We start from the raw sequence: 22426 nt of genomic DNA, 5'->3' as shown, positions 1-22426 counted from the left end.
GGTCGTGCCGCCGTCGGCCTTGGTGGAGGACGGGTCCGAGGGAGCCGCTCCGGCCCGCCGGGGCCGAGGACCCCGAGCTGCCCGCCCCACACGCTCCAGCCGCGCCCCGCGTACAGGCCGGCCCCGTCCTCGGACGCCGACAGCGCCCCGAGCACGTACGCCCCGCCGATGACCCGCTCCAGCCCGTCCATGACCAGCCCGCCGAGCCCCCGGCGGCGCCGGTCGGCCCGTACGGCCACGGCCTCCACGTACCCGGTCCGCAGCGCCCGCCCGCGGTGCACGGCCCGCCGCTGGACGACGCTCCCGTGCGCGACGAGCCGCCCGGCCTCGCGGATCAGCACGTGCGTCCCGCCGAGCGCGTGCTCGAAGTCCTCCTCGGCGAAGTCCCCGCCGAAGGCGGGCTCCAGCAGCCCGCGGATCTCCGCGAGCCCGCTGCCGGTCAGCTCCCAGGTGTGCCGTACGAGGATGTCCATCCCGGGACCGTATCAACGTCACGCACCGGCCCCCGGAGCCGTTCGCGCAGCCGTTCCACTTCACCCGCACCAAGACCGGCGTGCCTCAGACAGGCCGCCGCGTCCAGCCCGGCGGGGCGTCGTGATGGCCCGGGCCACCGAGGCGACGCGGTCGGGGAACCGTTCGAGGAAAGGCCGGAAAGAGGCGGGCGTTCCGAAACCCGGACTCCCCCACCACACGTCCCGGAAGTCCCGGTGCTCGATCCCGTCGAGGGGGATCCGCACCGTGGTGACACCGGCCGGTCGGGGGCAGTGGTCCACTTCCCGTTCGTCCTCGTTGCGCAGGTCCACCACGGTCCGCACGCCGTGCGCCGTCAGACTGGTCCAGCCGTCCGCGGTGAGCCGGTCGAGGGCGTCGGCACGGACCACCGTGCCGGTCCCCGTCGCCCCGGGGCCGCCCGCTCCCGGACGTTGAAGCGGCCTTCCCAGTCCAGGAATCGACCGGTGATCGTCACTGTCATAGCCCCCCTGTCAGTACACAACGGACAGTTGGTCATGGCGCGGCACTGGCGGGCCCGGTTCCGGCGTCGGCAGACTCGGCCCATGTCATCCGAAACCCAGCAGTGGACCCCGATCCACGGCCAGCCCTACCGCTCCGCCCCCTACCGGCCCGAGCGGATGCCGGCCGCGCAATCCCTCGCGCGGGCCGCCGAGTTGCGCGCGCGGATGGACGAGCGGCGCACCGTACGCCACTTCTCCCCGGACCCGGTGCCCGGCCAGGTCGTGCGGGACGCCGTCGCCTGCGCCGCGACCGCCCCGTCCGGCGCCCACCAGCAGCCGTGGACGTTCGTCCTGGTCACGGACCCGGCCGTGCGGCAGCAGATCCGTGCCGCCGCCGAGCAGGAGGAGGTCCTCTCGTACGACGGCCGCCTCGGCGACGAGTGGCTCGCGGCCCTGCGCCCGCTGGGCACGGACGCCGTGAAGACCCACCTCACCGACGCCCCGGCCCTGATCGTGGTCTTCCAGCAGCGCTACTGGCTGGGCCCGGACGGCACGAAGCACAAGCACTACTACGTCGACGAGTCGGTCGGCATCGCGGTCGGCATGCTGCTGTCCGCCCTGCACCTGTCGGGGCTGGCCGCGCTGATCCACACGCCCAGCCCGATGCGCTTCCTCAGCCACGTCCTGAACCGCCCCGAGAACGAGAGGGCCTTCGCCGTGATCCCGGTGGGCTACCCGGCGGACGACTGCGAGGTCCCGGACCTGGTCCGCAAGTCCCTGGACCAGGTCATCGTGGAGGTGTGACCCCCGGCGGGACCCTCCTCCCCCACGGGCACCCGGCGGACATGGGACCGCCCCCGCTCCGGACTTGGGGGTACCGGAGCGGGGGCGGGGTTTCAGGGGGCCGGAAGGTCAGCCCATGTGGGGGTACGGGTAGTCGGTCGGCGCGACCAGGGTCTCCTTGATGGAGCGCGTGGAGGTCCAGCGCTGCAGGTTCGTCGCCGCGCCCGCCTTGTCGTTCGTGCCCGAGGCGCGGCCGCCGCCGAAGGGCTGCTGGCCGACGACGGCGCCGGTCGACTTGTCGTTGATGTAGAAGTTGCCCGCCGCGAAGCGGAGCTTCTCCATCGCGTCCGCCGCCGCGTAACGGTCGCCGGCGATGATCGAGCCGGTCAGGGCGTACGCCGAGACGGACTCCATCTGGGCCAGCATCGCCTCGTAGTCGGCGTCGTCGTAGACGTGCACGGCGAGGATCGGGCCGAAGTACTCGGTCGTGAAGACCTCGTTCGACGGGTCCGAGCAGGCGATGACGGTCGGGCGGACGAAGTAGCCCTCCGAGTCGTCGTACGTGCCGCCCGCGACGATCTCGCAGGTCGGGTCGGCGGCCGCGCGGTCGATGGCGGCCTTGTTCTTCGCGAAGGAGCGCTCGTCGATGACGGCGCCGATGAAGTTGGTCAGGTCGCGGACGTCGCCCATGGCGATGCCGTTGACCTCGGCCGCGAACGACTCCTTGAAGCCGTCGTTCCAGATCGACGCCGGGACGTAGGCGCGCGAGGAGGCCGAGCACTTCTGGCCCTGGAACTCGAAGGAGCCGCGGGTCAGGGCGGTCTTCAGGGTGGCGCGGTCCGCGGACGGGTGCGCGACGACGAAGTCCTTGCCGCCGGTCTCGCCGACCAGGCGCGGGTAGGACTTGTACGTCTCGATGTTGTTGCCGACCGTCTTCCACAGGTACTGGAAGGTCTTGGTCGAGCCGGTGAAGTGGATGCCGGCCAGGTCGGGGTGGTTCAGGGCCACGTCGGAAACCGCGATGCCGTCGCCCGTGACCAGGTTGATGACGCCCTTGGGGAGACCGGCCTCCTCCAGCAGCTCCATCAGGAGGACCGCGGAGTGGGTCTGCGTCGGGGACGGCTTCCACACGACCACGTTGCCCATGAGGGCGGGGGCGGTCGGCAGGTTGCCGGCGATGGCCGTGAAGTTGAACGGCGTGATCGCGTACACGAAGCCCTCAAGCGGGCGGTGGTCGCTGCGGTTCCACACGCCGGCGGAGTTCGCGACCGGCTGCTCGGCCAGGATGCGGCGGGCGAAGTGGACGTTGAAGCGCCAGAAGTCGACGAGCTCGCACGGGGTGTCGATCTCGGCCTGCTGCGCGGTCTTCGACTGGCCCAGCATGGTCGAGGCGGCCAGCTTCTCGCGCCACGGGCCGGACAGCAGCTCGGCGGCGCGCAGGATGATCGCGGCGCGGTCGTCGAAGGACATCGCGCGCCACGCCGGGGCGGCGGCCAGCGCGGCGTCGACGGCCTCCTGGGCGTCGGCCTCGGTGGCGTGGGCGAAGGTGCCGATGACGGACTTGTGGTCGTGCGGCTGGACCACGTCGAAGCGCTCGCCGCCGCCCATCCGCTTGACGCCGCCGATCGTCATCGGGAGGTCGATGGGGTTCTCGGACAGCTGCTTGAGCTGCTCTTCGAGCCGCGCGCGCTCCGGGGTGCCGGGGGCGTACGAGTGGACCGGCTCGTTGACCGGCGCGGGGACCTGGGTCACAGCATCCATGGGGCTGGTAACTCCTTGACCTAGTTCTTGGCTAGTTCTTGGTGATCATCGAGCGGAGGAAGAAGAGCAGGTTGGCGGGCTTCTCCGCCAGGCGGCGCATGAAGTAGCCGTACCAGTCGGTCCCGTACGCGGTGTACACGCGCATCCGGTGCCCCTCGGCGGCGAGCCGCAGGTGCTCCTCGCCGCGGATGCCGTACAGCATCTGGAACTCGTACTCGTCGAGCTTGCGCCCGGCCTGCCGCGCCAGCTCCTGGGCGATGGCGATCAGCCGCGGGTCGTGGGACCCGATCATCGGGTAGCCCTCTCCCTCCATGAGGATCCTCATGATGCGGACGTACGCCTTGTCGATCTCGGCCTTGTCCAGGTACGCGACCTCGGCGGGCTCCTTGTAGGCGCCCTTCACGATGCGGACGCGGCTGCCGGCGGCGGCCAGGCGGCGGGCGTCGGCCTCGGTGCGGAACAGGTACGCCTGGATCACGCAGCCGGTCTGCGGGAAGTCGCGGCGCAGCTCCTCGTGGATGGCGAACATCGAGTCGAGGGTGGTGTGGTCCTCGGCGTCCAGGGTCACGGTGGTGCCGATGGCGGCGGCAGCCTCGACGACCGGGCGGACGTTGGCGAGGGCCAGCTCGTGGCCGTCTTCCAGCGCCTGGCCGAACATCGACAGCTTCACCGACATCTCGACGCTCTCGCCGAGGCCGAGCTCCGCGAGGCGCTCGATCAGCAGGAGGTAGGCGTCGCGGGCCGCGTGCGACTGCGCCACCTCGGTGATGTCCTCGCCCACCACGTCGAGGGTGACCTCGAGGCCGTTGCGGGTCAGCTCCTCGACGATCGGGATGACCTGGTCGACCGTCTCGCCGGGGATGAACCGGTTCACCACGGGCTTGGTCACCGGGGCGGCGGAGACGATGCGGCGCATCTTGTCGCTGCGCGAGGCGGCGAGGATCACGGGACCCAGCACGGGGGCACCTCCATCGGGTGGCAGAAGAAGAACGCGAGCGGGAGCGCCGGCGAAACCACAAGTAAAACCACCGTGAAACCTAAGGATCGCTTCGATCCTCTGCCATCGACAGCTGTCACGCATCCGTGTCCCGGATCTCATACAGATGTCTGAGAGGCCGGTCGGGAGGTGGGAGAATGGCCGGGTGAAGGGCGATTACCAGGACCTGGTGGACGAGATCTCGGCGCTGCTCGGCGCCCCGGCGACGCTGGAGAACCGGGACTTCCGCCTGATCGCCTTCGGCGCGCACGACAGCGACGACGACCTCGCGATGGACCCCGTACGGACCCGCTCGATCCTGACGCGGCAGTCCACGGCCGCCGTGCGCTCGTGGTTCGAGGGCTTCGGCATCGCCCGCGCCACCGGTCCCGTACGGATTCCGGCGGCGCCCGACGCGGGGGTCTTCCGGGGCCGGATCTGCCTGCCGGTGCGGTACCGGGGCATCGTGCAGGGCTACGTGTGGCTGCTCGACCAGGACCCCGGCCCCGGGCCGGAGGCCCTCGCCGCGGCCATGGAGGTGGCCGAGCGGGTCGGGACCCTCCTCGCCGAGGAGGCGAAGGCCGGGGCCGACCTGTCGCGGGAGTTCCTGGCGGTGCTCACCGCCGGACGGGGGTGGCAGCGGGACATGGCGGTGGCGGCGCTGCGGGTGGCCCTGGGGCCGGGCGGGGACGGGCTCCACGCGGTGGTGTGCGTGGCGCCGTGGCCCGGGGAGGCCCCGGGGGCGGTACCGGGCGCGGCCGCGGTGTGCGTGGTCCCGCGTGCGACGGCCCCCGACGACGGCGGCGGGCCGGAGGCCGGCCGGGCGCTGGCGGTGCTGCTCCGGCTCCGCTCGACGGACGCCCTGGCCCCCGCTCTGACGGCGGTGGCCCGTCTGCTGCCCCGCGCACCGGGGGACGGGACGGGCGGCCCGAACGGGACGGGCAACGCGGGAAGCGCGGGAGGCGCGGGCAACGCGCCCGGCACCGCCGCCGCCCCCGCGCCGCACGTCATGACCGCCGGCGCGGGCGACCCCGTGCGCACCCTCGCCGATCTGCACGGCGCCTGGGAGCAGGCGGTGGCCGCGGCGCGCGCGGCCACCGCCCGGCCCGGGCTCGGCCCGGTCGCCCAGTGGTCGCGGATCGGCCCGTACCGGCTGCTGGCGGCCCTCGCCCCGGGCCCGGTGGACGACCCGTCGACGCGCGTCCTGCTGGGCCCGGCCCACCGCGAACTCGCCCGCACGGCCGAGGTGTTCCTCGACTGCGCCGGGCAGGCGGGCCGCGCTGCGGCGGCGCTGGGCATCCACCGGCAGACGCTGTACTACCGCCTCTCCCGGGTCGAGCAGCTGACCGGCCTGGACCTGGGCGAGGGCGAGGACCGCCTGCTCCTGCACATGGCCCTGAAGGCCTCCCGCCTGCACGGCTGACCGGGGCGCCGGCGGCCGCCGCGCCCGGCCCCCTAGGGGCACTCCCCGAGGTCCGCCAGGGGCGTCCCCGATGCCCGCACACAGCCCGCGCCGCTAGCGTCGCGAGTGGCGCCGGCCGTCGGGCCGGCCGACCCGCTCCGCACGGAACCCGTGCACCCCGGAGGCGTGATGCAAGCGATCGTCCAGGACCGGTACGGCCCGCCCGAGGTGCTGGAGCTGCGGGAGGTCGAGCGGCCGGTGCCCACCGCCGGCCAGGTGCTCGTACGGGTCCGCGCGGCCGCGGTCAACGCCCGCGACTGGCACCACATGCGGGGCGATCCGTACCTGGCCCGCCTGGTGTTCGGGCTCGGCCGACCGAAGGTCCGCGTCCAGGGTACGGACTTCGCGGGCCGGGTGGTGGCGGTGGGCCGGGACGTCCGGGGGCTCGCCCCCGGCGACGAGGTGTTCGGCGAGGCCGACGGGACCTTCGCCGAGTACGTGTGCGCCGCCCCCGGACGGCTGGCGCCGAAGCCGGCCGGTCTGAGCTTCGAGCAGGCGGCCGCGCTCCCGCTGGCCGGAACCACCGCACTGGCGGGCCTGCGCGACCTGGGGCGGGCCGGACCGGGACGGACGGTCCTGGTCAACGGCGCGTCGGGCGGGGTGGGAACCTTCGCCGTGCAGATCGCCAAGGCCCTCGGCGCGGAGGTGACGGCCGTGTGCAGCGCGCGGAACGCCGAGCTGGTCCGCTCGCTCGGCGCCGACCGCGTCGTCGACTACGCCCGGGAGGACTTCACCCGGGACGGCCGGCGCCACGACCTCGTGTTCGATCTGGTGGGGAACCGCTCGCTGACCGCGTACCGCAGGGCGCTGACCCCGTCGGGGACGCTCGTGCTGTCCGGCGGCGGCGTGTCCGAAGGGGGCAGCCTGTTCGGGCCGATGGGGCTCCTCCTGCGGGGCCAGGCACTGTCCCTCGTCGCCGGCCGGCGGCTGCGGGTGCTCACGGCGGCGCCGGACCGCGCCGCCCTGGAGGCGCTGACGGAGCTGGTCGGGGCGGGTCGCCTGACGCCGGTCGTCGACCGCGCGTACCCGCTGGCCGAGGTGGCCGACGCCGTCCGCTACGTCGAGGTGGAGCACGCGCGGGCCAAGGTCGTCATCACCGTGTGACGGCGGGCCGGCCACCGGGGCGGCGTCCCGCCCACCGGTTCAAGGCAGCGGCCGAGCGCACCCGCCGAGGACGACCGCGCCGGGCCTGCGAGTACGCGCTCCGCGCGCCCCCGCAGGAGCCCCGGCCCGCGAACACGCTGGAGGAGGCGGCCTCGGCCCGGCCGCCAGGGGCCACAACACCCCGTCGGCGCCCGCCGGTTCGCGATGCTCCGGGAGCGGGCCGGCCCCGGGGGCACTGCCGCCTCGGCCGCGTCAGCTGCCCGGCCCCCCGGCGGGCCCGTCGGCAGACGCCCCCGGCACGGCCTTGCCCCCCGCGCCACCCCCCCGTGCCGCGGCGGCGGCCCGGCGCATCCCCTCGGTGATCTCCTCGGCGGTGGCCGCCGACGCCGGGTCGAAGAGCCACTGGATCATCAGGCCGTTCAACAGCGCCTGGTAGAAGGCGCCCAGGGTCCGCACGTCCCGGTCCGTCAGCTCGTCCTCCGGGGCGTCCGTCAGCATGTTGATCAGCCCCCGGCGCCCCTGGGCCTGCGAGGCCGCGATCATCGCCCGCAGCTCCGGCAGCCGCTCCCCGCTCAGCGCCACCTCCATGCTGGCCGACCAGACGGGCCCCGACTCCTCGTGCCCGGACAGGACGCCCTCCCAGAACGCGCGGAACCGCTCCAGCGAGCCGCCCTCCCCGCCCAGACCGGACTGGAAGCCCTCGCCCCATTCCTCCATCAGGGCGATGAAAGCCTGGGTGAGCAGCGCGTCCTTCGAGCCGTAGTGGTAGCCGATGGACGCCAGGTTGGTACCGGAGGCACCCACGATGTCGCGCGCCGTCGTGCGCACGAATCCCTTCTCGACCAGGCACTTCTTGGCGCCTTCGAGCAGATCTTCACGATGTCCCATTCCGTCACGGTAGCAAGACGCCCGTCCTAGACAGAAGTTCCATACAGTCGTCATAGACGCATGTATTAAACATCTGTACATTGCTCCTCATGACGAACCCCGCCGCCACCGCGCGACGCGCCGGCCGCCGCGAATGGACCGCCTTCACCGTCCTGTTGCTGCCGCTGCTCCTGGTCTCGATGGACGTCTCCGTCCTCTACTTCGCCATCCCCGCCCTCACCCGTGAACTCGACCCGAGCGCCACCCAACAGCTCTGGATCTTCGACAGCTACGCCTTCGTCCTCTCCGGCCTGCTGATCACCATGGGCTCGCTCGGCGACCGGATCGGCCGCCGCAAGCTGCTGCTGATCGGCGCGGCCGCCTTCGGTCTCGCCTCCATCGGCGCGGCCTACGCCACCAGCGCCGAGATGCTGATCGCCGCCCGCGTCCTGCTCGGCGTCGGCGGCGCGACCCTGATGCCCTCCACACTGGGCCTCGTCCGCAACCTCTTCCAGGACGCCGGGCAGCGCGCCCGCGCCGTCGCCATCTGGTCCGGGGCCATGGTCGGCGGCGTCGCCCTCGGCTCGGTCATGAGCGGGGTGATGCTGAACCACTTCCACTGGGGCTCGGTCTTCCTCGTCAACGTGCCCGCGATGCTGCTCCTGCTGGTCCTGGTCCCCGTACTGGTCCCGGAGTTCAAGGATCCGGCCCCCGGCCGCGCGGACCTGCCGAGCATCCCGCTGTCGGTGGCCGCCGTGCTCCCGGTCGTCTACGGGCTCAAGGAGATCGCCGCCGAGGGCCCGGAACCGCTCTCCTGCGGCAGCCTCGCCGTCGGCCTGGCCTTCGGGTACGCCTTCGCACGCCGCCAGCGCACCCGGGACGACGCCCTGGTGAGCCGGGACCTCTTCCGCCACCGCGGCTTCGGCGTGGGCATCGGCCTGAACACCATCGCCTCCTTCGCCATGATGGGCTCGGCCTACTTCACCACCCAGTACCTCCAGTCCGTGCTGGGCATGGGCCCCCTGGAAGCAGCCCTGTGGAGCCTCGCCCCCTCGGTCGTCATCGGCGCCGCGGCTCCCGCCTCGGCCGCCCTGGCCCGGACGGTGGACCGGGCCAGGGTCATCGCCGGCGGGTTCGTCCTCGCCGCGGCCGGCTTCGTCCTGGTCGGCCTGGTGGACACCGACGACCTGTGGCTGGCGCTGACCGGGGCCGGCCTCCTCGCCTCCGGGATCGTCACCGTGATGTCCCTCGTCTCCGACATGGCCCTCGGCGCGGCCCCCGCCGAGAAGGCCGGCTCCGCCGCCTCCCTGCTGGAGACGGGCGCCGAGTTCGGCGGCGCCCTCGGCATGGCCGTCCTGGGCAGCATCGGCACCGCGGTCTACCGCCGCGACCTCGCGGACTCCGAGCCCGCCGCACGGGAGACCCTGGGCGGGGCCGTGGCCGCCGCCCAGCAGCTGGGCGGGTCGGCGGGGACCCGGCTGCTGGACCTGGCCCGCGAGGCGTTCGTCCACGCCATGCAGTACGCGGCCTGGGGCGGCGCGCTGCTGCTGCTCGGGGCGGCGCTGCTCGCCGCGACCCTGCTGCGGGACACGGGAACCCCCTCCCCGCTCGCGGCGGAGCCGGCCGGGGCTCCCGGAGCCCCCGCGCCCGGGGGAACGTACAACTGACCGGGGCGGCCCCGGCGGCGGAACGGAGGAAGGGCCCGGGATCTCCCCCGGGCCCTTCCTCCGTTCAGCGGGTGTGCGCGATCAGCCGAGGCTGACCGTGCGCGCCGAGGCGGCGCCGATCTCCTCGGAGATGTCCGCGAGGACGCCTCCCGGGACCTCGGCGTCGACGGTGAGGACGACGAGCGCCTCGCCGCCCTCCTCGGCACGGGCGACCTGCATGCCCGCGATGTTCAGGCCGGCCTCGCCGAGGATGCGGCCGACGGTGCCGACCACGCCGGGGCGGTCGGTGTAGCGCAGCACGACCATGAAGTCGGCCAGCGCCAGGTCCACGTCGTACTCGCCGATGCCGACGATCTTCTGCAGGTGCTTCGGACCCGCGAGCGTGCCCGAGACCGAGACCTCCGAGCCGTCCGACAGGGTGCCGCGGACGGTCACCACGTTGCGGTGGTCCGGGGACTCCGAGCTGGTCGTCAGCCGGACCTCGACGCCGCGCTCCTGCGCGAACAGCGGGGCGTTGACGTAGGAGACCGTCTCGTCGACGACGTCCTCGAACACGCCCTTGAGCGCGGAGAGTTCGAGCACCTTCACGTCGTGCTGGGTGATCTCGCCGCAGACCTCGACGTCGAGACGGACCGCGACCTCGCCCGCCAGGGCGGTGAAGATGCGGCCGAGCTTCTCGGCGAGGGGCAGGCCCGGACGGACGTCCTCGGCGATGACGCCGCCCTGGACGTTGACCGCGTCCGGCACCAGCTCACCGGCGAGCGCGAGGCGCACCGACTTGGCGACCGAGACGCCGGCCTTCTCCTGGGCCTCGTCCGTGGACGCGCCGAGGTGCGGGGTGCAGACGACCTGGTCGAGCTCGAAGAGCGGGGAGTCCGTGCAGGGCTCCTTCGCGTACACGTCGAGACCGGCGCCGGCGACGCGGCCCTCCTTGATGGCCGTGTACAGCGCGGCCTCGTCGACGATCCCGCCGCGGGCGGCGTTGACGATGCGGACGGACGGCTTCACCTTGTGCAGGGCCTCGTCCCCGATGAGACCGAGGGTCTCGGGGGTCTTCGGCAGGTGCACGGTGATGAAGTCGGCGACCTCCAGGAGCTCGTCCAGCGTGAGCATCTTGACGCCCATCTGGGCGGCGCGCGCGGGCTGCACGTAGGGGTCGTACGCCACGACCTTCATGCCGAAGGCCGACATGCGCTGGGCGACCAGGACGCCGATGCGGCCGAGACCGACGACGCCGAGGGTCTTCTCGCTCAGCTCGACGCCCGTGTACTTGTTCCGCTTCCACTCACCGTTCTTGAGCGCGGTGTTGGCCTGCGGGATGTTGCGCGCGGTGGCGACGAGCAGGCCGCAGGCCAGCTCGGCGGCGGTCACGATGTTGGAGGTCGGGGCGTTGACGACCATCACGCCGGCCTTGGTGGCGGCGGAGACGTCGACGTTGTCCAGGCCGACACCGGCGCGGGCGACCACCCTCAGCTTCTTCGCCGCGGCGATGGCCTCGGCGTCGACCTTGGTCGCGGAGCGGACGAGGATCGCGTCGGCGTCGACGATCGCGGGCAGCAGCTCGGCGCGGTCCGCGCCGTTGACGTGCCTGATCTCGAAGTCCGGACCGAGTGCGTCCACCGTTGCGGGCGACAGCTCTTCGGCGATGAGTACGACAGGTTTCGAGCTCACGTGGGTCCTCACAAGTCCAGTGCGGACGGCCGTCCCGACGGCCGCAGGCGTGGAGGGGGTAGCCGCGTGGAAGACGCACGACACTGTGGGCCTGACGCGTATGTGTTGAGCAGTGTAGTGGCGTTGGCGGCCCGGATTTCCGCCTGTACGGAAGGATCACCCGTCCGTGGTTGGCCGGGGTGGACAAGCCGCCTTCCGGAAGGGCGCCGTCCGGGCCCGTCCCGGCCGTCCCGCGAGCGCGGCGGGGCCGGGACGCGCCGTCGCGGCCCCGCCGCCGCGAGATCAGCTCTCGTCGCTGTCGACCCAGCTCATGAGCTTGCGCAGCTTCTTGCCGGTGGTCTCGAGCAGGTGCTCCTCGTCGGCCTTCTTGTACGCGTTGTACTTCGGCAGACCGGCCTTGTACTCGGCCATCCAGGTGTTGGCGAACTCGCCGCTCTGGATCTCCGCCAGGACCTTCTTCATCTCGGCCTTGGTCGCGTCGGTGATGACGCGGGGGCCGGTGATGTAGTCGCCCCACTCGGCGGTCTCGGAGACCGACCAGCGCATCTTCTCCAGGCCGCCCTCGTACATGAGGTCCACGATGAGCTTCAGCTCGTGCAGGCACTCGAAGTACGCGATCTCCGGCTGGTAGCCGGCCTCGGTCAGGGTCTCGAAACCGGCCTTGACCAGGGCGGAGGCTCCACCGCAGAGCACGGCCTGCTCACCGAACAGGTCGGTCTCGGTCTCCTCGGTGAAGGTGGTCTTGATGACGCCGGCGCGGGTGCCGCCGATGCCGGCCGCGTACGAGAGCGCGAGGGCGAAGGCACCGCCCGTGTGGTCCTGCTCGACGGCGGCGATACAGGGCACGCCGCGGCCTTCCTCGTACTGGCGGCGGACCAGGTGGCCCGGGCCCTTCGGGGCGACCAGGGCGACGTCCACGTGGGCCGGGGGCTTGATGAAGCCGTAGCGGACATTGAAGCCGTGGCCGAAGAAGAGCGCGTCGCCCTCCTCGAGGTGGTCCTTGATGGACTCCTCGTAGATCTCGGCCTGGAGCGGGTCCGGGGTGAGGATCATGATGACGTTCGCCCAGGCGGCCGCCTCGGACACCGGGACGACCTTGAGACCCTGCTCCTCGGCCTTGGCCTTGGACTTCGAGCCCTCCTTCAGGCCGACGACGACGTCGACGCCGGAGTCACGGAGCGACAGCGCGTGGGCGTGGCCCTGGCTGCCGTAGCCGATGACAGCGACCTTGCGGCCCTGGATGATGGACAGGTCGGCGTCGTTCTCGTAGAACAGCTCGGCCACTGGGATATCTCCTTGGTGCGCTGGTGTTGCTCCCACCGTACGGCGGGGAACGGAATCTGAGTTCGCCGGTCTCGCCATGCGGGCGGGGGCGTGTCGGTCGGCCGGCCGCGGTCGGGACCGCGGCCGGGGCGCTGCGGTCAGGCGCTGCGGTCGAGCGCGCGCAGGCTGCGGTCCGTGATGGACCGGCCGCCGCGCCCTATGGCGATCGTGCCGGACTGCACGAGCTCCTTGATGCCGAAGGGCTCCAGCATCTTGAGCATCGCGCCGAGCTTGTCGGTGCCGCCGGTCGCCTCGATGGTGACGGCCTCCGGGGAGACGTCGACCGTCTTGGCACGGAACAGCTGGACGATCTCGACGACCTGCGAGCGGGTCTCGTTGTCGGCGCGGACCTTCACCAGGACGAGTTCGCGCTCGATGGCGTTGTGCGGCTCCAGCTCGACGATCTTGAGCACGTTGACCAGCTTGTTGAGCTGCTTGGTCACCTGTTCGAGCGGGAGGTCCTCGACATTCACGACGATGGTGATGCGGGAGATGTCGGGGTGCTCGGTGACACCGACCGCGAGGGAGTCGATGTTGAACCCGCGGCGGGAGAACAGCGCGGCGATCCGGGCGAGGATGCCGGGCGTGTTCTCGACCAGGACGGAGAGCGTGTGCTTGGACATGTGAGTCGTTCTCTCTCTCGGGCTCTCTCGGCTCAGTCGTCTTCGTTGTCGCCGAAGTCGGGACGGACGCCCCGCGCCGCCATGACCTCGTCGTTGGAGGTGCCGGCGGCGACCATCGGCCACACCATGGCGTCCTCGTGGACGATGAAGTCGATCACGACCGGACGGTCGTTGATCGCGTTGGCCTCGGCGATGACCTTGTCCAGGTCGGCCGGGTCCTCGCAGCGCAGCGCCACGCAGCCCATGGCCTCGGACAGCTTGACGAAGTCCGGGACGCGGGTGCCCTTGCGGGGGGCGGCGGACTCGCCGAGCTGGGAGCCGGCGGCGGCGTGGCCGGTCTCCTCGCCGTGCAGCACCGTGTTGGAGTAGCGCTGGTTGTAGAAGAGGGTCTGCCACTGGCGGACCATGCCCAGTGCGCCGTTGTTGATGATCGCGACCTTGATCGGGATGTTGTTCAGCGCGCAGGTGGCCAGTTCCTGATTGGTCATCTGGAAGCAGCCGTCGCCGTCGATCGCCCAGACGGTGCGGTCGGGCATGCCGACCTTCGCGCCCATGGCGGCCGGGACCGCGTAGCCCATGGTTCCGGCGCCGCCGGAGTTCAGCCAGGTGCGCGGCTCCTCGTACTGGACGAAGTGCGCGGCCCACATCTGGTGCTGGCCGACGCCCGCCGTGAAGACCGTGCCCTTCGGGGCGAGCGCGCCGATCCGCTCGATGACCTGCTGGGGGGAGAGCATCCCGTCCTCGGGCAGGTCGTAGCCCAGCGGGTACGTGTCCCGCCAGCGGCTGAGGTCCTTCCACCAGGCGCTGTAGTCACCGGCGTTGCCGTCGGTGTGCTCGGCCTGGACGGCCTGGACCAGGTCGGCGATGACCTCGCGGGCGTCGCCGACGATCGGGACGTCGACGGCGCGGTTCTTGCCGATCTCGGCCGGGTCGATGTCCGCGTGGATGATCTTGGCGAGGGGGGCGAAGCTGTCGAGCTTGCCGGTGACGCGGTCGTCGAAGCGGGTGCCCAGCGCGATGAGCAGGTCCGCCTTCTGGAGCGCGGTGACGGCGGTGACCGCGCCGTGCATGCCGGGCATCCCGACGTGCAGCGGGTGGCTGTCGGGGAAGGCGCCCAGGGCCATCAGGGTGGTGGTGACCGGGACCCCGGTGAGCTCGGCGAGGACCTTCAGCTCGGCGCTCGCGCCGGACTTCATGATGCCGCCGCCGACGTACAGGACCGGGCGCTTGGCCTGGCAGATGAGCTTGGCGGCCTCGCGGATCTGCTTGGCGTGCGGCTTGGTGACCGGCCGGTAGCCCGGGAGGTCCTGCGCGGGCGGCCACGAGAACGTGGTCTTCGCCTGGAGGGCGTCCTTGGCGATGTCGACCAGGACCGGGCCGGGGCGGCCGGTGGAGGCGATGTGGAACGCCTCCGCGATGGTCCGCGGGATGTCCGCGGCCCGGGTGACCAGGAAGTTGTGCTTGGTGATCGGCATCGTGATGCCGACGATGTCCGCCTCCTGGAAGGCGTCGGTGCCGATCGCCTTGGAGGCGACCTGACCGGTGATCGCGACCAGCGGGACGGAGTCCATGTGCGCGTCGGCGATCGGGGTGACCAGGTTGGTGGCGCCCGGGCCGGACGTGGCCATACAGACGCCGACCTTGCCGGTGGCCTGCGCGTAGCCGGTGGCGGCGTGGCCCGCGCCCTGCTCGTGGCGCACCAGGATGTGGCGGACCTTCTCGGAGTCCATCATCGGGTCGTACGCGGGGAGGATGCAGCCGCCCGGAATGCCGAAGACGGTGTCGCACCCCACCTCTTCGAGAGAGCGGATGAGGGCCTGCGCACCCGTGACGTGCTCAACTGCGGCGGACTGGTGTCCGCCGGAACGGGGCCGCGGCTGCGGATGGTGGGCCCCGGTGGCCTGCTCGGTCATCGGCATTCTCTTCTCGAAGCTGAGGGTTTTACGAGGATTCGACTCTGTGCCAGTGCAACAAAAAACCCCTCGTGCCGGGAGGCAGGCGAGGGGAGCGCGTCGGGTGCGTTGAGCGGGGACATGCTGGTCCCGGCTTCAGCCGACGCGCTTTCCAAGTACGAGAATTCGGGTGCGCATGACACTGACCCTCCCTCTGGCGGGAGGTGGATGTCAAGTAGGTGGGACGGGCGTCTCATTATGTGAGCCTCTGTGGATGGCCATCGAACCCGCCGGCGAGCCTCCGGCCAAGGCCGGCTGCGCCGCCCCGCCCGGTACGGGGAACGTACCGCGCACGAGCGCGCGGCGCAGCCTGTACTCGTCGAGGGGGCCGGAAAAGGCCATCCCCTGGCCGTGCGTGCAGCCCATCGCGCGCAGGGCGGCGACCTGCTCGGGCAGGTCCACGCCCTCGGCCACCGACTGCATGCCCAGGTCGTTTGCGATGCGCAACAAGCCTGCCGTGATCTTGTGAAGGCGGGCGGACTCGGCCACTCCTTCCACCAGGCCCCGGTCCAGCTTGAGCATGTCCACCGGGAGTCGCCGCAGGGCGCTGATGGCCGCGTAGCCGCTGCCGAAGCCGTCGAGGGCGATCCCCACCCCCAGCCGGTGCAGGGCCGCCAGGCGGCGCTCCAGGTCGTCGAAGGGGACCCGGGGGTCGGAGACGGCGAGTTCCAGGACGAGCGCCCCGCAGGGCAGTCCGTGCCGGGTCAGCAGGGCCTCGACGGAGCCGAGCGGCATGGCGCGGTCCAGGAGCCGCTGGGCGGTCATCCGTACGGCCACCGGTACGCCGTGCCCGGCCCGGTGCCGGTCTGCGGCCTGTACGACGGCCTCCTCCAGCAGCCAGCGGCCCAGCTCGGCGGCCCGCGAGGCGTCCGGGCCGGCGGAGGCGGCGCCCTCGCTGTACTCGGCGACGCGCAGGAACTCGGCCGGGGTGAAGAGGATCCCCTGCGCGGAACGCCAGCGGGCCTGGGCGGCCACGACCGAGACCTCGCCGGTGGCCAGCGAGACCACGGGCTGGTGCAGGAGGGCGAACTCGCCCTCGTGCAGCGCGGTCCGCAGCCGCCCCGCCAGCTCCGCCTTCCGGACGACTTCGGCCTGCATCTGCGGGGCGTACATCTCGACGCGGTTCTTGCCGGCCGCCTTGGCCCGGTACATCGCGAGATCCGCGTTGCGCATCAGGTCCGAAGGGGTGATGCCCGGGTCCGCGAAGGCCACGCCGATGCTGGCGGCGACCCGCACCTCGCTGCCGGCGATGCGGTACGGCTGGGAGAGGGTGGTGCGCAGCCGGTCGGCGATCTCGTGCACCTGGTACTCCCGGGCGCTGTGGTCGCGGCTGCCGTCCCCCAGGATCAGCGCGGCGAACTCGTCCCCGCCGAGGCGGGCGGCGGTGTCCCCGGCCCGGACGGAGTCCTGGAGCCTGCGCGCGGCCTCGATGAGCAGCTCGTCACCGGCCTGGTGGCCGATGGTGTCGTTGACCGCCTTGAAGCCGTCGAGGTCGATGAAGAGCACGGCGGTGCTGTGGTCGCCCGCGCGCCGTCCGGTCAGGGCCTGGCGGACGCGCCGGGTGAAGAGGGCCCGGTTGGGCAGGTCGGTCAGGGGGTCGTGCTCGGCGCTGTGCTGGAGCTGGGCCTGGAGCCGGACCCGCTCGGTGACGTCCCGGCTGTTGAGGATGAGACCGCCCTGGTGGCGGTTGACGGTGGACTCGACGTTGAGCCACTCGCCGCCGCCTGACTTGAAGCGGCACTCGATGCGGGTGGTGGGTTCCTCGGCCTGCGGAGCGGCGAGGAAGCGGCGCACCTCGTGGACCACGCGGCCGAGGTCGTCCGGGTGGATCAGGGTGGCGAGCTCGGTGCCGACCAGTTCCTCGGCCTCGCGGCCGTAGACCCCGGCGGCGGCGGGGCTGACGTAGCGCAGGGTGCCGGTGGGCGCGGCGATCATGATGACGTCGCTGGAGCCCTGGACCAGGGAGCGGAAGTGGTTCTCCTTCTGGGCCAGCTCCTGGGTCAGCGCGATGTTGTCGAGGAGCATGATCCCCTGGCGGATCACCAGGGCGAGGACGACGGTGCAGCCCGTGACGACGACGACCTTGTCGACGCTGCGGCTCTCGATCACGTTGTAGAGGATGCCGAGCGTGCAGACGGCGGCGGCGAGGTATGGGATGAGCGCGGGCAGCGACCGGGCGATCGGGCGGCTGACGGGCCGCGCGCCGGGGGCCTCCGCGGGCTCGTGCGCGGCGCCGATGCGGCGGGCGCCCCACGGCGCGTAGGCGAGGAGCAGGGATCCGGCGAACCATCCCGCGTCGAGGAGCTCGCCGGAGCTGTAGGTCTCCTTCAGCAGCGGCGACGTGAAGATGGCGTCGCACAGGACCGTGAGCGCGAGGGCGGCGATGGCCATGTTGACGGCGGAGCGGTTCGTCGCGGACCGCCGGAAGTGCAGGACGAGCACCATCGAGACGAGCGCGATGTCCAGCAGTGGATAGGCGAGTTCGAGGGCGGCGCCCGCCACGTTCTCGCCGCTGTGGGACCTGGCCGCCTTGGCCAGCGCCAGGCTCCACGACAGGATGAGCAGGGATCCGGCGATGAGCCAGGAGTCGAGGGCGAGGCAGAGCCAGCCGGCCCGGGTGACGGGGCGCTTGGCGAGGACGAGGAGTCCGACGATCGCCGGCGGGGCGAAGCAGAGGAAGAAGAACTGTGCCGGGGACGGACTCGGCATGTCCTCGTGGATCACGACCTCGTACCAGCCCCAGATGCCGTTGCCGCAGGCGGACATCAGGGACGAGAGAGCAAAGAGCACCCAGGCGAGCCGGTCTCGGTTCGCATGGGTGCGCGCGTACAGGTAACAGGATCCGGCGGCGACGAGGGCGGCGGCGCTGAGGCCGAAGTCACCCATGATGTCGGCCAGTTCATCGCTGCCCCAGCCGAGGCCGGCACCGACGGCGTATCCGCCCCACACCACGGCCAGGAGCACCTGGACGGCCACTCCCCGGCCTCCGCCCGAGAGGGAGGGCCGGTTCAGGAGCGCCGCCCCCGGGGCACTCACCGGTCCCCCTCGCCTGCCGGCTTGGGGGCACCCCGTCGTCGCCTGCGGCGGCTCTGCCGCGTCGGATCCTTCGTCCATTGGCCGTACATCGCCCGTCGCCCCCCAAAGTGTCCGATCACTCCCCAGCGCCAGACGTTCGTGGCGCAGCCCCTTCTTCCGGACGATACACCACTTTCGTCACTCAGGGACATAGCATCTCTACGCTCCGTTACCACGTGGGGAGTTGGGCCACGGAACGCGTCCGGGTGACTGCGGAGCGTCCGCACCGGACACCGGTCAGCCGGTGACGAGCACCGTGTGCTCCAGGGGCTCTCCGGCGGCGAACCGGGTGAGCTGGCGGGCGAGCAGCCTCTTGGCCCGGGGTTCGAACGCCGAGCTGCTGCCGCCGACATGAGGAGTGATCAGGACATTCGGAGCATGCCAGAGCGGGTGGCCTGCGGGCAGCGGTTCCGGGTCGGTGACGTCGAGCGCGGCGCGCAGCCGCCCCGACTCGACCTCCGCGAGGAGGGCCCCGGTGTCGACGACGGGACCGCGCGCCACGTTCACGAGCAGGGCGCCGTCCTTCATCCGGCTCAGGAACCCGGCGCCGGCCAGGCCCTTGGTGGCATCGGTCAGCGGGGTCGTGAGGATCACCACATCGGCCGCCGGGAGGAGTTGGGGGAGATCGGCGAGGGCGTGCACGGGGCCGCGCGCCGTGGTGCGCGCCGTGCGGGCGACGCGCGCGACCGGCCCGCACTCGAAGGGCACGAGCCGGTCCTCGACGGCCGAGCCGATCGATCCGTAGCCGACGATCAGGAAGGACTTGTCGGCGAGTGCCTCGTAGAACCCGCCGCGCCACTCCTCGCGGTCCTGGCCGCGGACCATGCCGGGGATGCCGCGCAGGGAGGCGAGGGCCAGGGTGAGCGCGAGTTCGGCGGTGCTCGCGGTGTGGACGCCGGCGGCGTTGCACAGCCGTACGCCGGGGGGCAGGCCGTCGAGGCCGCCGAGGACGTGGTCGATGCCGGCGGTGAGGGTCTGGACGACCCGGACGGCGGGCATCGCGGCCAGCGGGCGGACGGTGACCTCGGCGGACTTCATGTACGGGGTGACGTAGAAGACGCAGTCGGCCGGATCGGCCGGGAAGGCGTCCTCGCCGTCCCAGCGGCGGTAGCGGAAGGAGTCGGGCAGGCCCTCGATCTCCTCGGCGGGGAAGGGGAGCCAGACGTCCGCGGTCTTTGCAGTCATGATCACGAGGCTAGGCCAGGGCGGCCGGATCGAGCCGTTAGTTTGTTTCCGGACCGGGAGGGGGACGCAGGAGTGGAGCTGAGGTCGATCGGTGCGGGGGCACTGACGGTGGGCGCCGTCGGGCTCGGCTGCATGCCGATGAGCTGGGCGTACGCGCCCTCGCGCCGACGCGGGCCGGAGTCGCTGGCGGCGGTGCACGCGGCGCTGGACCTCGGGTCGAACCTGCTGGACACGGCCGACGTGTACGGGCCGTTCACCAACGAGCTGCTGCTGGGCCGGGTCCTGCGGGAGCGGCGGCCGGACGCCTTCGTGTCGGCGAAGGTGGGACTGCGGGCCGGTGACCAGCACGTGGTGGCGGACGGGCGGCCGGGCTACGTGCGCCGGGCCTGCGACGCCTCGCTGCGGCGGCTGCGGACGGACGTCATAGACCTCTACCAGCTGCACCGGGTGGATCCGGATGTCCCCCTGGAGGAGACCTGGGGGGCGATGGCGGAGCTGGTGGGTGCGGGGAAGGTGCGGGCGCTCGGATTCTGCGCGCTCGGCGCGGGCGCCGGGCCGGGCGCGGGGCGCGGCGGGGACCGGGCGTACGGGACGACGCTGCGGCACCTGGAGCGGGCGCAGCAGGTGTTCCCGGTGAGCGCGGTGCAGGCGGAGCTGTCGGTGTGGTCGCCGCAGGCGGCGTGGCAGCTGCTTCCGTGGTGTGCGGACCGCGGGGTGGGGTTCCTGGCGGCGATGCCGCTGGGCAGCGGTTTCCTGACCGGGACGCTGACGCCGGGCGAGGGTTTCGAGTCGCAGGACGTACGGGCCCGGCATCCGCGGTTCACGGCGGACGCGATGGCGTCGAACCAGGTGCTCGTGGCGGCCCTGCGCCGGGTGGCGCGGCGGCACGGGCCCGGGGTCACCCCGGCGCAGGTGGCGCTGGCCTGGGTGCTGGCGCAGGGGCCGCAGGTGGTGCCCGTGCCGGGGGCCGACCGGGCGCCGTGGGCGGCGGAGAACGCGGGGGCGGCGGAGGTGCTGCTCTCGGCGGCCGATCTGGCGGAGATGGCGGCGCTGCCGGTGGCGGTGGGAGCCTGGGACTGACCCGCAACCACTCGATCGAGTGTACGAGCGGTGGAACTTCGGCGGCTGCCGGAGCGGTTGATACGGGTGAAGGGCACGGTCGGGGCACGGGAAGGGAGCGGGGCCATGCGGTTCGTACACGTGGAGCGTGGGGGGCGGGGCGTGCGGCGCCGGGGCGTGGCGGCGGCGGTCGCGCTGGCCGGGTGCGGCGCCCTGCTGGCCGCGGGGTGCTCGCCCGCCGGGGTCGACGGCGCCCGGCCGGGCGGCTCGCCGCCGGGGACGGCCGCGGGCCCGGGGTCGCCGGGGACGTCGTCGTCGGGGGCTCCTTCGGCGCCGGTCCCGCCGGCCAGGGGCGCGGTGACGGTCGCCGGCGAGATCGCCAAGGGCCTGGAGTCTCCGTGGGGGGTGGCTCCGCTGCCGGGCGGGGACCTGCTGGTCGCCTCGCGGGACAAGGGCTCGATCAGCCGGGTCGCGGCCGGCTCGGGGACGGCGACGCGGATCGGGTCGGTGCCCGGGGTGTCGCCGGGCGGGGAGGGCGGACTGCTGGGCCTGGCCCTGTCGCCGGACTTCGCGTCGGACCGGATGGTGTACGCCTACTTCACCACCGAGGGCGACAACCGCATCGCCCGGATGCGCTATGACGAGCGCAGACCCGCCGGGCAGCAGCTGGGCGCTCCGGACACCGTGTTCCGCGGCATCCCCAAGGGACTGATCCACAACGGCGGGCGGATCGCCTTCGGCCCCGACAAGATGCTCTACGCGGGCACGGGAGAGACGGGTGACACCGGACTCGCGCAGGACAGGAAGTCACTGGGCGGCAAGATCCTGCGGATGACCCCGGACGGGGATCCGGTGCACGGAAACCCCGAGGCGGACTCCGTCGTCTACTCGTACGGGCACCGCAACGTGCAGGGCCTCGCCTGGGACGGGGACAAGCGGCTGTGGGCCGCCGAGTTCGGCCAGAACACCTGGGACGAGCTGAACCTGATCGAGCCCGGCGCGAACTACGGCTGGCCCGAGGCCGAGGGGAAGGCGGGCCGGCCCGGCATGCGCGATCCGGTGGCCGTCTGGAAGACCGACGAAGCCTCGCCGAGCGGGATCGCCTGGGCGCAGGGGTCGGTGTGGATGGCGGGCCTGAAGGGGAGCCGGCTGTGGCGGATCCCGCTGTCCGGGACGGCCCCGGTGGCGGAACCCGAAGCCTTCCTGGAGGGGAGGTACGGCCGGCTGCGCTCGGTGGTGGCCCTGGGCGGAGACAGACTGCTGCTGGTCACGAGCGAGACGGACGGGCGCGGGTCGCCGGAAGCGGGCGACGACAGGATCCTGACCCTGACGGTGCGGTGACCGCGACGGTGCGGTGACCGCGACGGTGCGGCAGGACGCGGCACCGCGGATGGAACGCGGCGCGGGCCCCGGCGGCGGGGCGGAAGGTGTGGTGAACGCGGTGTTCAACCTGATCGAGGAGCTGTTCAACCCGGGGCGCAAGCACACGGACGAGGAGAGGAAGCGCCTGGAACTGTCCCGGGTCGACGTCGACGACGGGGACCCGGGGCGGGGCCCGATAGACCTGGACTCCGGCACGGTGTTCATACGCCCCGCCGGGCGGCCTCCGGCAGGAGGCTGACCGGACCGGGGCCGGCGAACAGGCGCAGCCGGTGGGCGAGGGCGGCCGCCTCGCCCCGGCCGGCGACGCCCAGCTTCGCCAGGATGTTCGAGACGTGCACGCTCGCCGTCTTCGGGGCGATGAAGAGCTCCGCGGCGATCTGGCGGTTGGTGTGGCCCTCCGCGACCAGGCTCAGCACCTCCCGTTCGCGGCTGGTCAGGCCGAGTGCCTCGGCGGGATCCGCGTCCGGTGCGGGCGGGGCGGGCCGGGGGGGGGGGGGGGGCGGGGGGGGGGGGGGGGGGGGGGGGCGGCGGGGGGGGGCGGGGGGGGGCGGCGGGCCGCCGCCCGGGGCCGCCGCCGACCGC

Annotated in this window: 19 protein-coding genes; 7 read left to right on the top strand and 12 right to left on the bottom strand. The window is 72.7% G+C overall.

Translation table 11 applies throughout. The annotated features are described in order from the left end of the window. The coding region (locus ABT106_RS23330) for a GNAT family N-acetyltransferase (protein ID WP_351280532.1) at positions 1-473 on the bottom strand (473 nt) is incomplete at its 3' end. A 60-nt stretch (positions 474-533) separates the two neighbouring features. After that, positions 534-881 (bottom strand): tyrosine-protein phosphatase, encoded by a 348-nt coding sequence (locus tag ABT106_RS23325; protein ID WP_351280529.1) that lies wholly within the window; start codon positions 879-881, stop codon positions 534-536. Positions 882-1055: 174 nt separating this feature from the next. Here ABT106_RS23325 and ABT106_RS23320 point away from each other — a divergent pair, with 174 nt between their 5' ends. Beyond that, entirely contained in the window at positions 1056-1757 is a 702-nt protein-coding gene (locus ABT106_RS23320; RefSeq protein ID WP_351280527.1) for a nitroreductase family protein, read from the top strand. Between the two features lie 108 nt (positions 1758-1865). Here the strand turns inward: ABT106_RS23320 and pruA are convergent, their stop codons facing one another. After that, positions 1866-3497, bottom strand: coding sequence for an L-glutamate gamma-semialdehyde dehydrogenase (gene pruA / locus ABT106_RS23315; RefSeq protein ID WP_351280524.1), 1632 nt, complete (start codon positions 3495-3497; stop codon positions 1866-1868). A 31-nt stretch (positions 3498-3528) separates the two neighbouring features. After that, entirely contained in the window at positions 3529-4455 is a 927-nt protein-coding gene (locus ABT106_RS23310; RefSeq protein WP_351280522.1) for a proline dehydrogenase family protein, read from the bottom strand. Between the two features lie 184 nt (positions 4456-4639). On the opposite strand from ABT106_RS23310, the gene ABT106_RS23305 reads away from it, so the two are divergent. Both ABT106_RS23305 and ABT106_RS23300 read left to right on the top strand, forming a co-directional pair. Then, entirely contained in the window at positions 4640-5896 is a 1257-nt protein-coding gene (locus tag ABT106_RS23305; RefSeq protein ID WP_351280519.1) for a PucR family transcriptional regulator, read from the top strand. Positions 5897-6064: 168 nt separating this feature from the next. Continuing rightward, complete coding sequence (locus ABT106_RS23300; RefSeq protein WP_351280516.1) at positions 6065-7039, top strand: NAD(P)-dependent alcohol dehydrogenase; 975 nt, start codon at positions 6065-6067, stop codon at positions 7037-7039. Positions 7040-7291: 252 nt separating this feature from the next. Here the strand turns inward: ABT106_RS23300 and ABT106_RS23295 are convergent, their stop codons facing one another. Further along, complete coding sequence (locus tag ABT106_RS23295; protein WP_351280514.1) at positions 7292-7927, bottom strand: TetR/AcrR family transcriptional regulator; 636 nt, start codon at positions 7925-7927, stop codon at positions 7292-7294. Between the two features lie 89 nt (positions 7928-8016). Here ABT106_RS23295 and ABT106_RS23290 point away from each other — a divergent pair, with 89 nt between their 5' ends. Continuing rightward, on the top strand, positions 8017-9573 hold the full coding sequence (locus ABT106_RS23290) for an MFS transporter (RefSeq protein ID WP_351280512.1): 1557 nt from the start codon (positions 8017-8019) through the stop codon (positions 9571-9573). An 81-nt stretch (positions 9574-9654) separates the two neighbouring features. Here ABT106_RS23290 and serA read toward each other — a convergent pair whose 3' ends face one another. The 6 genes from serA to ABT106_RS23260 form a co-directional block, all read right to left on the bottom strand. After that, positions 9655-11244: a phosphoglycerate dehydrogenase gene (gene serA, locus ABT106_RS23285; RefSeq protein ID WP_351280510.1), complete on the bottom strand. Its 1590-nt coding sequence runs from the start codon at positions 11242-11244 to the stop codon at positions 9655-9657. Between the two features lie 282 nt (positions 11245-11526). After that, positions 11527-12528 (bottom strand): ketol-acid reductoisomerase, encoded by a 1002-nt coding sequence (ilvC, locus tag ABT106_RS23280; protein WP_351280508.1) that lies wholly within the window; start codon positions 12526-12528, stop codon positions 11527-11529. Between the two features lie 137 nt (positions 12529-12665). Then, positions 12666-13190, bottom strand: coding sequence for an acetolactate synthase small subunit (gene ilvN / locus ABT106_RS23275; RefSeq protein ID WP_351280505.1), 525 nt, complete (start codon positions 13188-13190; stop codon positions 12666-12668). A 32-nt stretch (positions 13191-13222) separates the two neighbouring features. Next, positions 13223-15109 (bottom strand): acetolactate synthase large subunit, encoded by a 1887-nt coding sequence (locus tag ABT106_RS23270; RefSeq protein WP_351280503.1) that lies wholly within the window; start codon positions 15107-15109, stop codon positions 13223-13225. Positions 15110-15313: 204 nt separating this feature from the next. After that, complete coding sequence (locus ABT106_RS23265) at positions 15314-18178, bottom strand: putative bifunctional diguanylate cyclase/phosphodiesterase (RefSeq protein ID WP_351280501.1); 2865 nt, start codon at positions 18176-18178, stop codon at positions 15314-15316. A 276-nt stretch (positions 18179-18454) separates the two neighbouring features. Then, complete coding sequence (locus ABT106_RS23260) at positions 18455-19402, bottom strand: 2-hydroxyacid dehydrogenase (RefSeq protein ID WP_351280498.1); 948 nt, start codon at positions 19400-19402, stop codon at positions 18455-18457. A gap of 72 nt (positions 19403-19474) precedes the next feature. Between ABT106_RS23260 and ABT106_RS23255 the strand changes: the two genes are divergently transcribed. The 3 genes from ABT106_RS23255 to ABT106_RS23245 all read left to right on the top strand — a co-directional run bounded on the left by ABT106_RS23255 (position 19475) and on the right by ABT106_RS23245 (position 22082). Next, positions 19475-20482: an aldo/keto reductase gene (locus ABT106_RS23255; protein WP_351280496.1), complete on the top strand. Its 1008-nt coding sequence runs from the start codon at positions 19475-19477 to the stop codon at positions 20480-20482. Between the two features lie 105 nt (positions 20483-20587). After that, positions 20588-21802, top strand: a complete 1215-nt coding sequence (locus ABT106_RS23250) for a PQQ-dependent sugar dehydrogenase (RefSeq protein WP_351280493.1) — start codon at positions 20588-20590, stop codon at positions 21800-21802. 13 nt (positions 21803-21815) lie between these two features. Then, positions 21816-22082 carry a DUF6191 domain-containing protein gene (locus tag ABT106_RS23245; RefSeq protein ID WP_351280491.1) on the top strand — a complete coding sequence of 89 codons (267 nt, stop codon included), beginning with the start codon at positions 21816-21818 and terminating at the stop codon, positions 22080-22082. On the opposite strand, the gene ABT106_RS23240 is transcribed toward ABT106_RS23245, so the two are convergent. Beyond that, on the bottom strand, positions 22045-22426 hold a 382-nt coding region (locus ABT106_RS23240; protein ID WP_502979463.1), incomplete at its 5' end, for a helix-turn-helix domain-containing protein. The genes ABT106_RS23245 and ABT106_RS23240 overlap by 38 nt on opposite strands.

The organism is Streptomyces sp. NPDC002044, assembly GCF_040296725.1.
Lineage (GTDB): Bacteria > Actinomycetota > Actinomycetes > Streptomycetales > Streptomycetaceae > Streptomyces > Streptomyces antarcticus.
The sequence above is the reverse complement of the archived record's forward strand: the minus strand, read 5'-3'. Positions and strand labels throughout refer to the sequence as shown.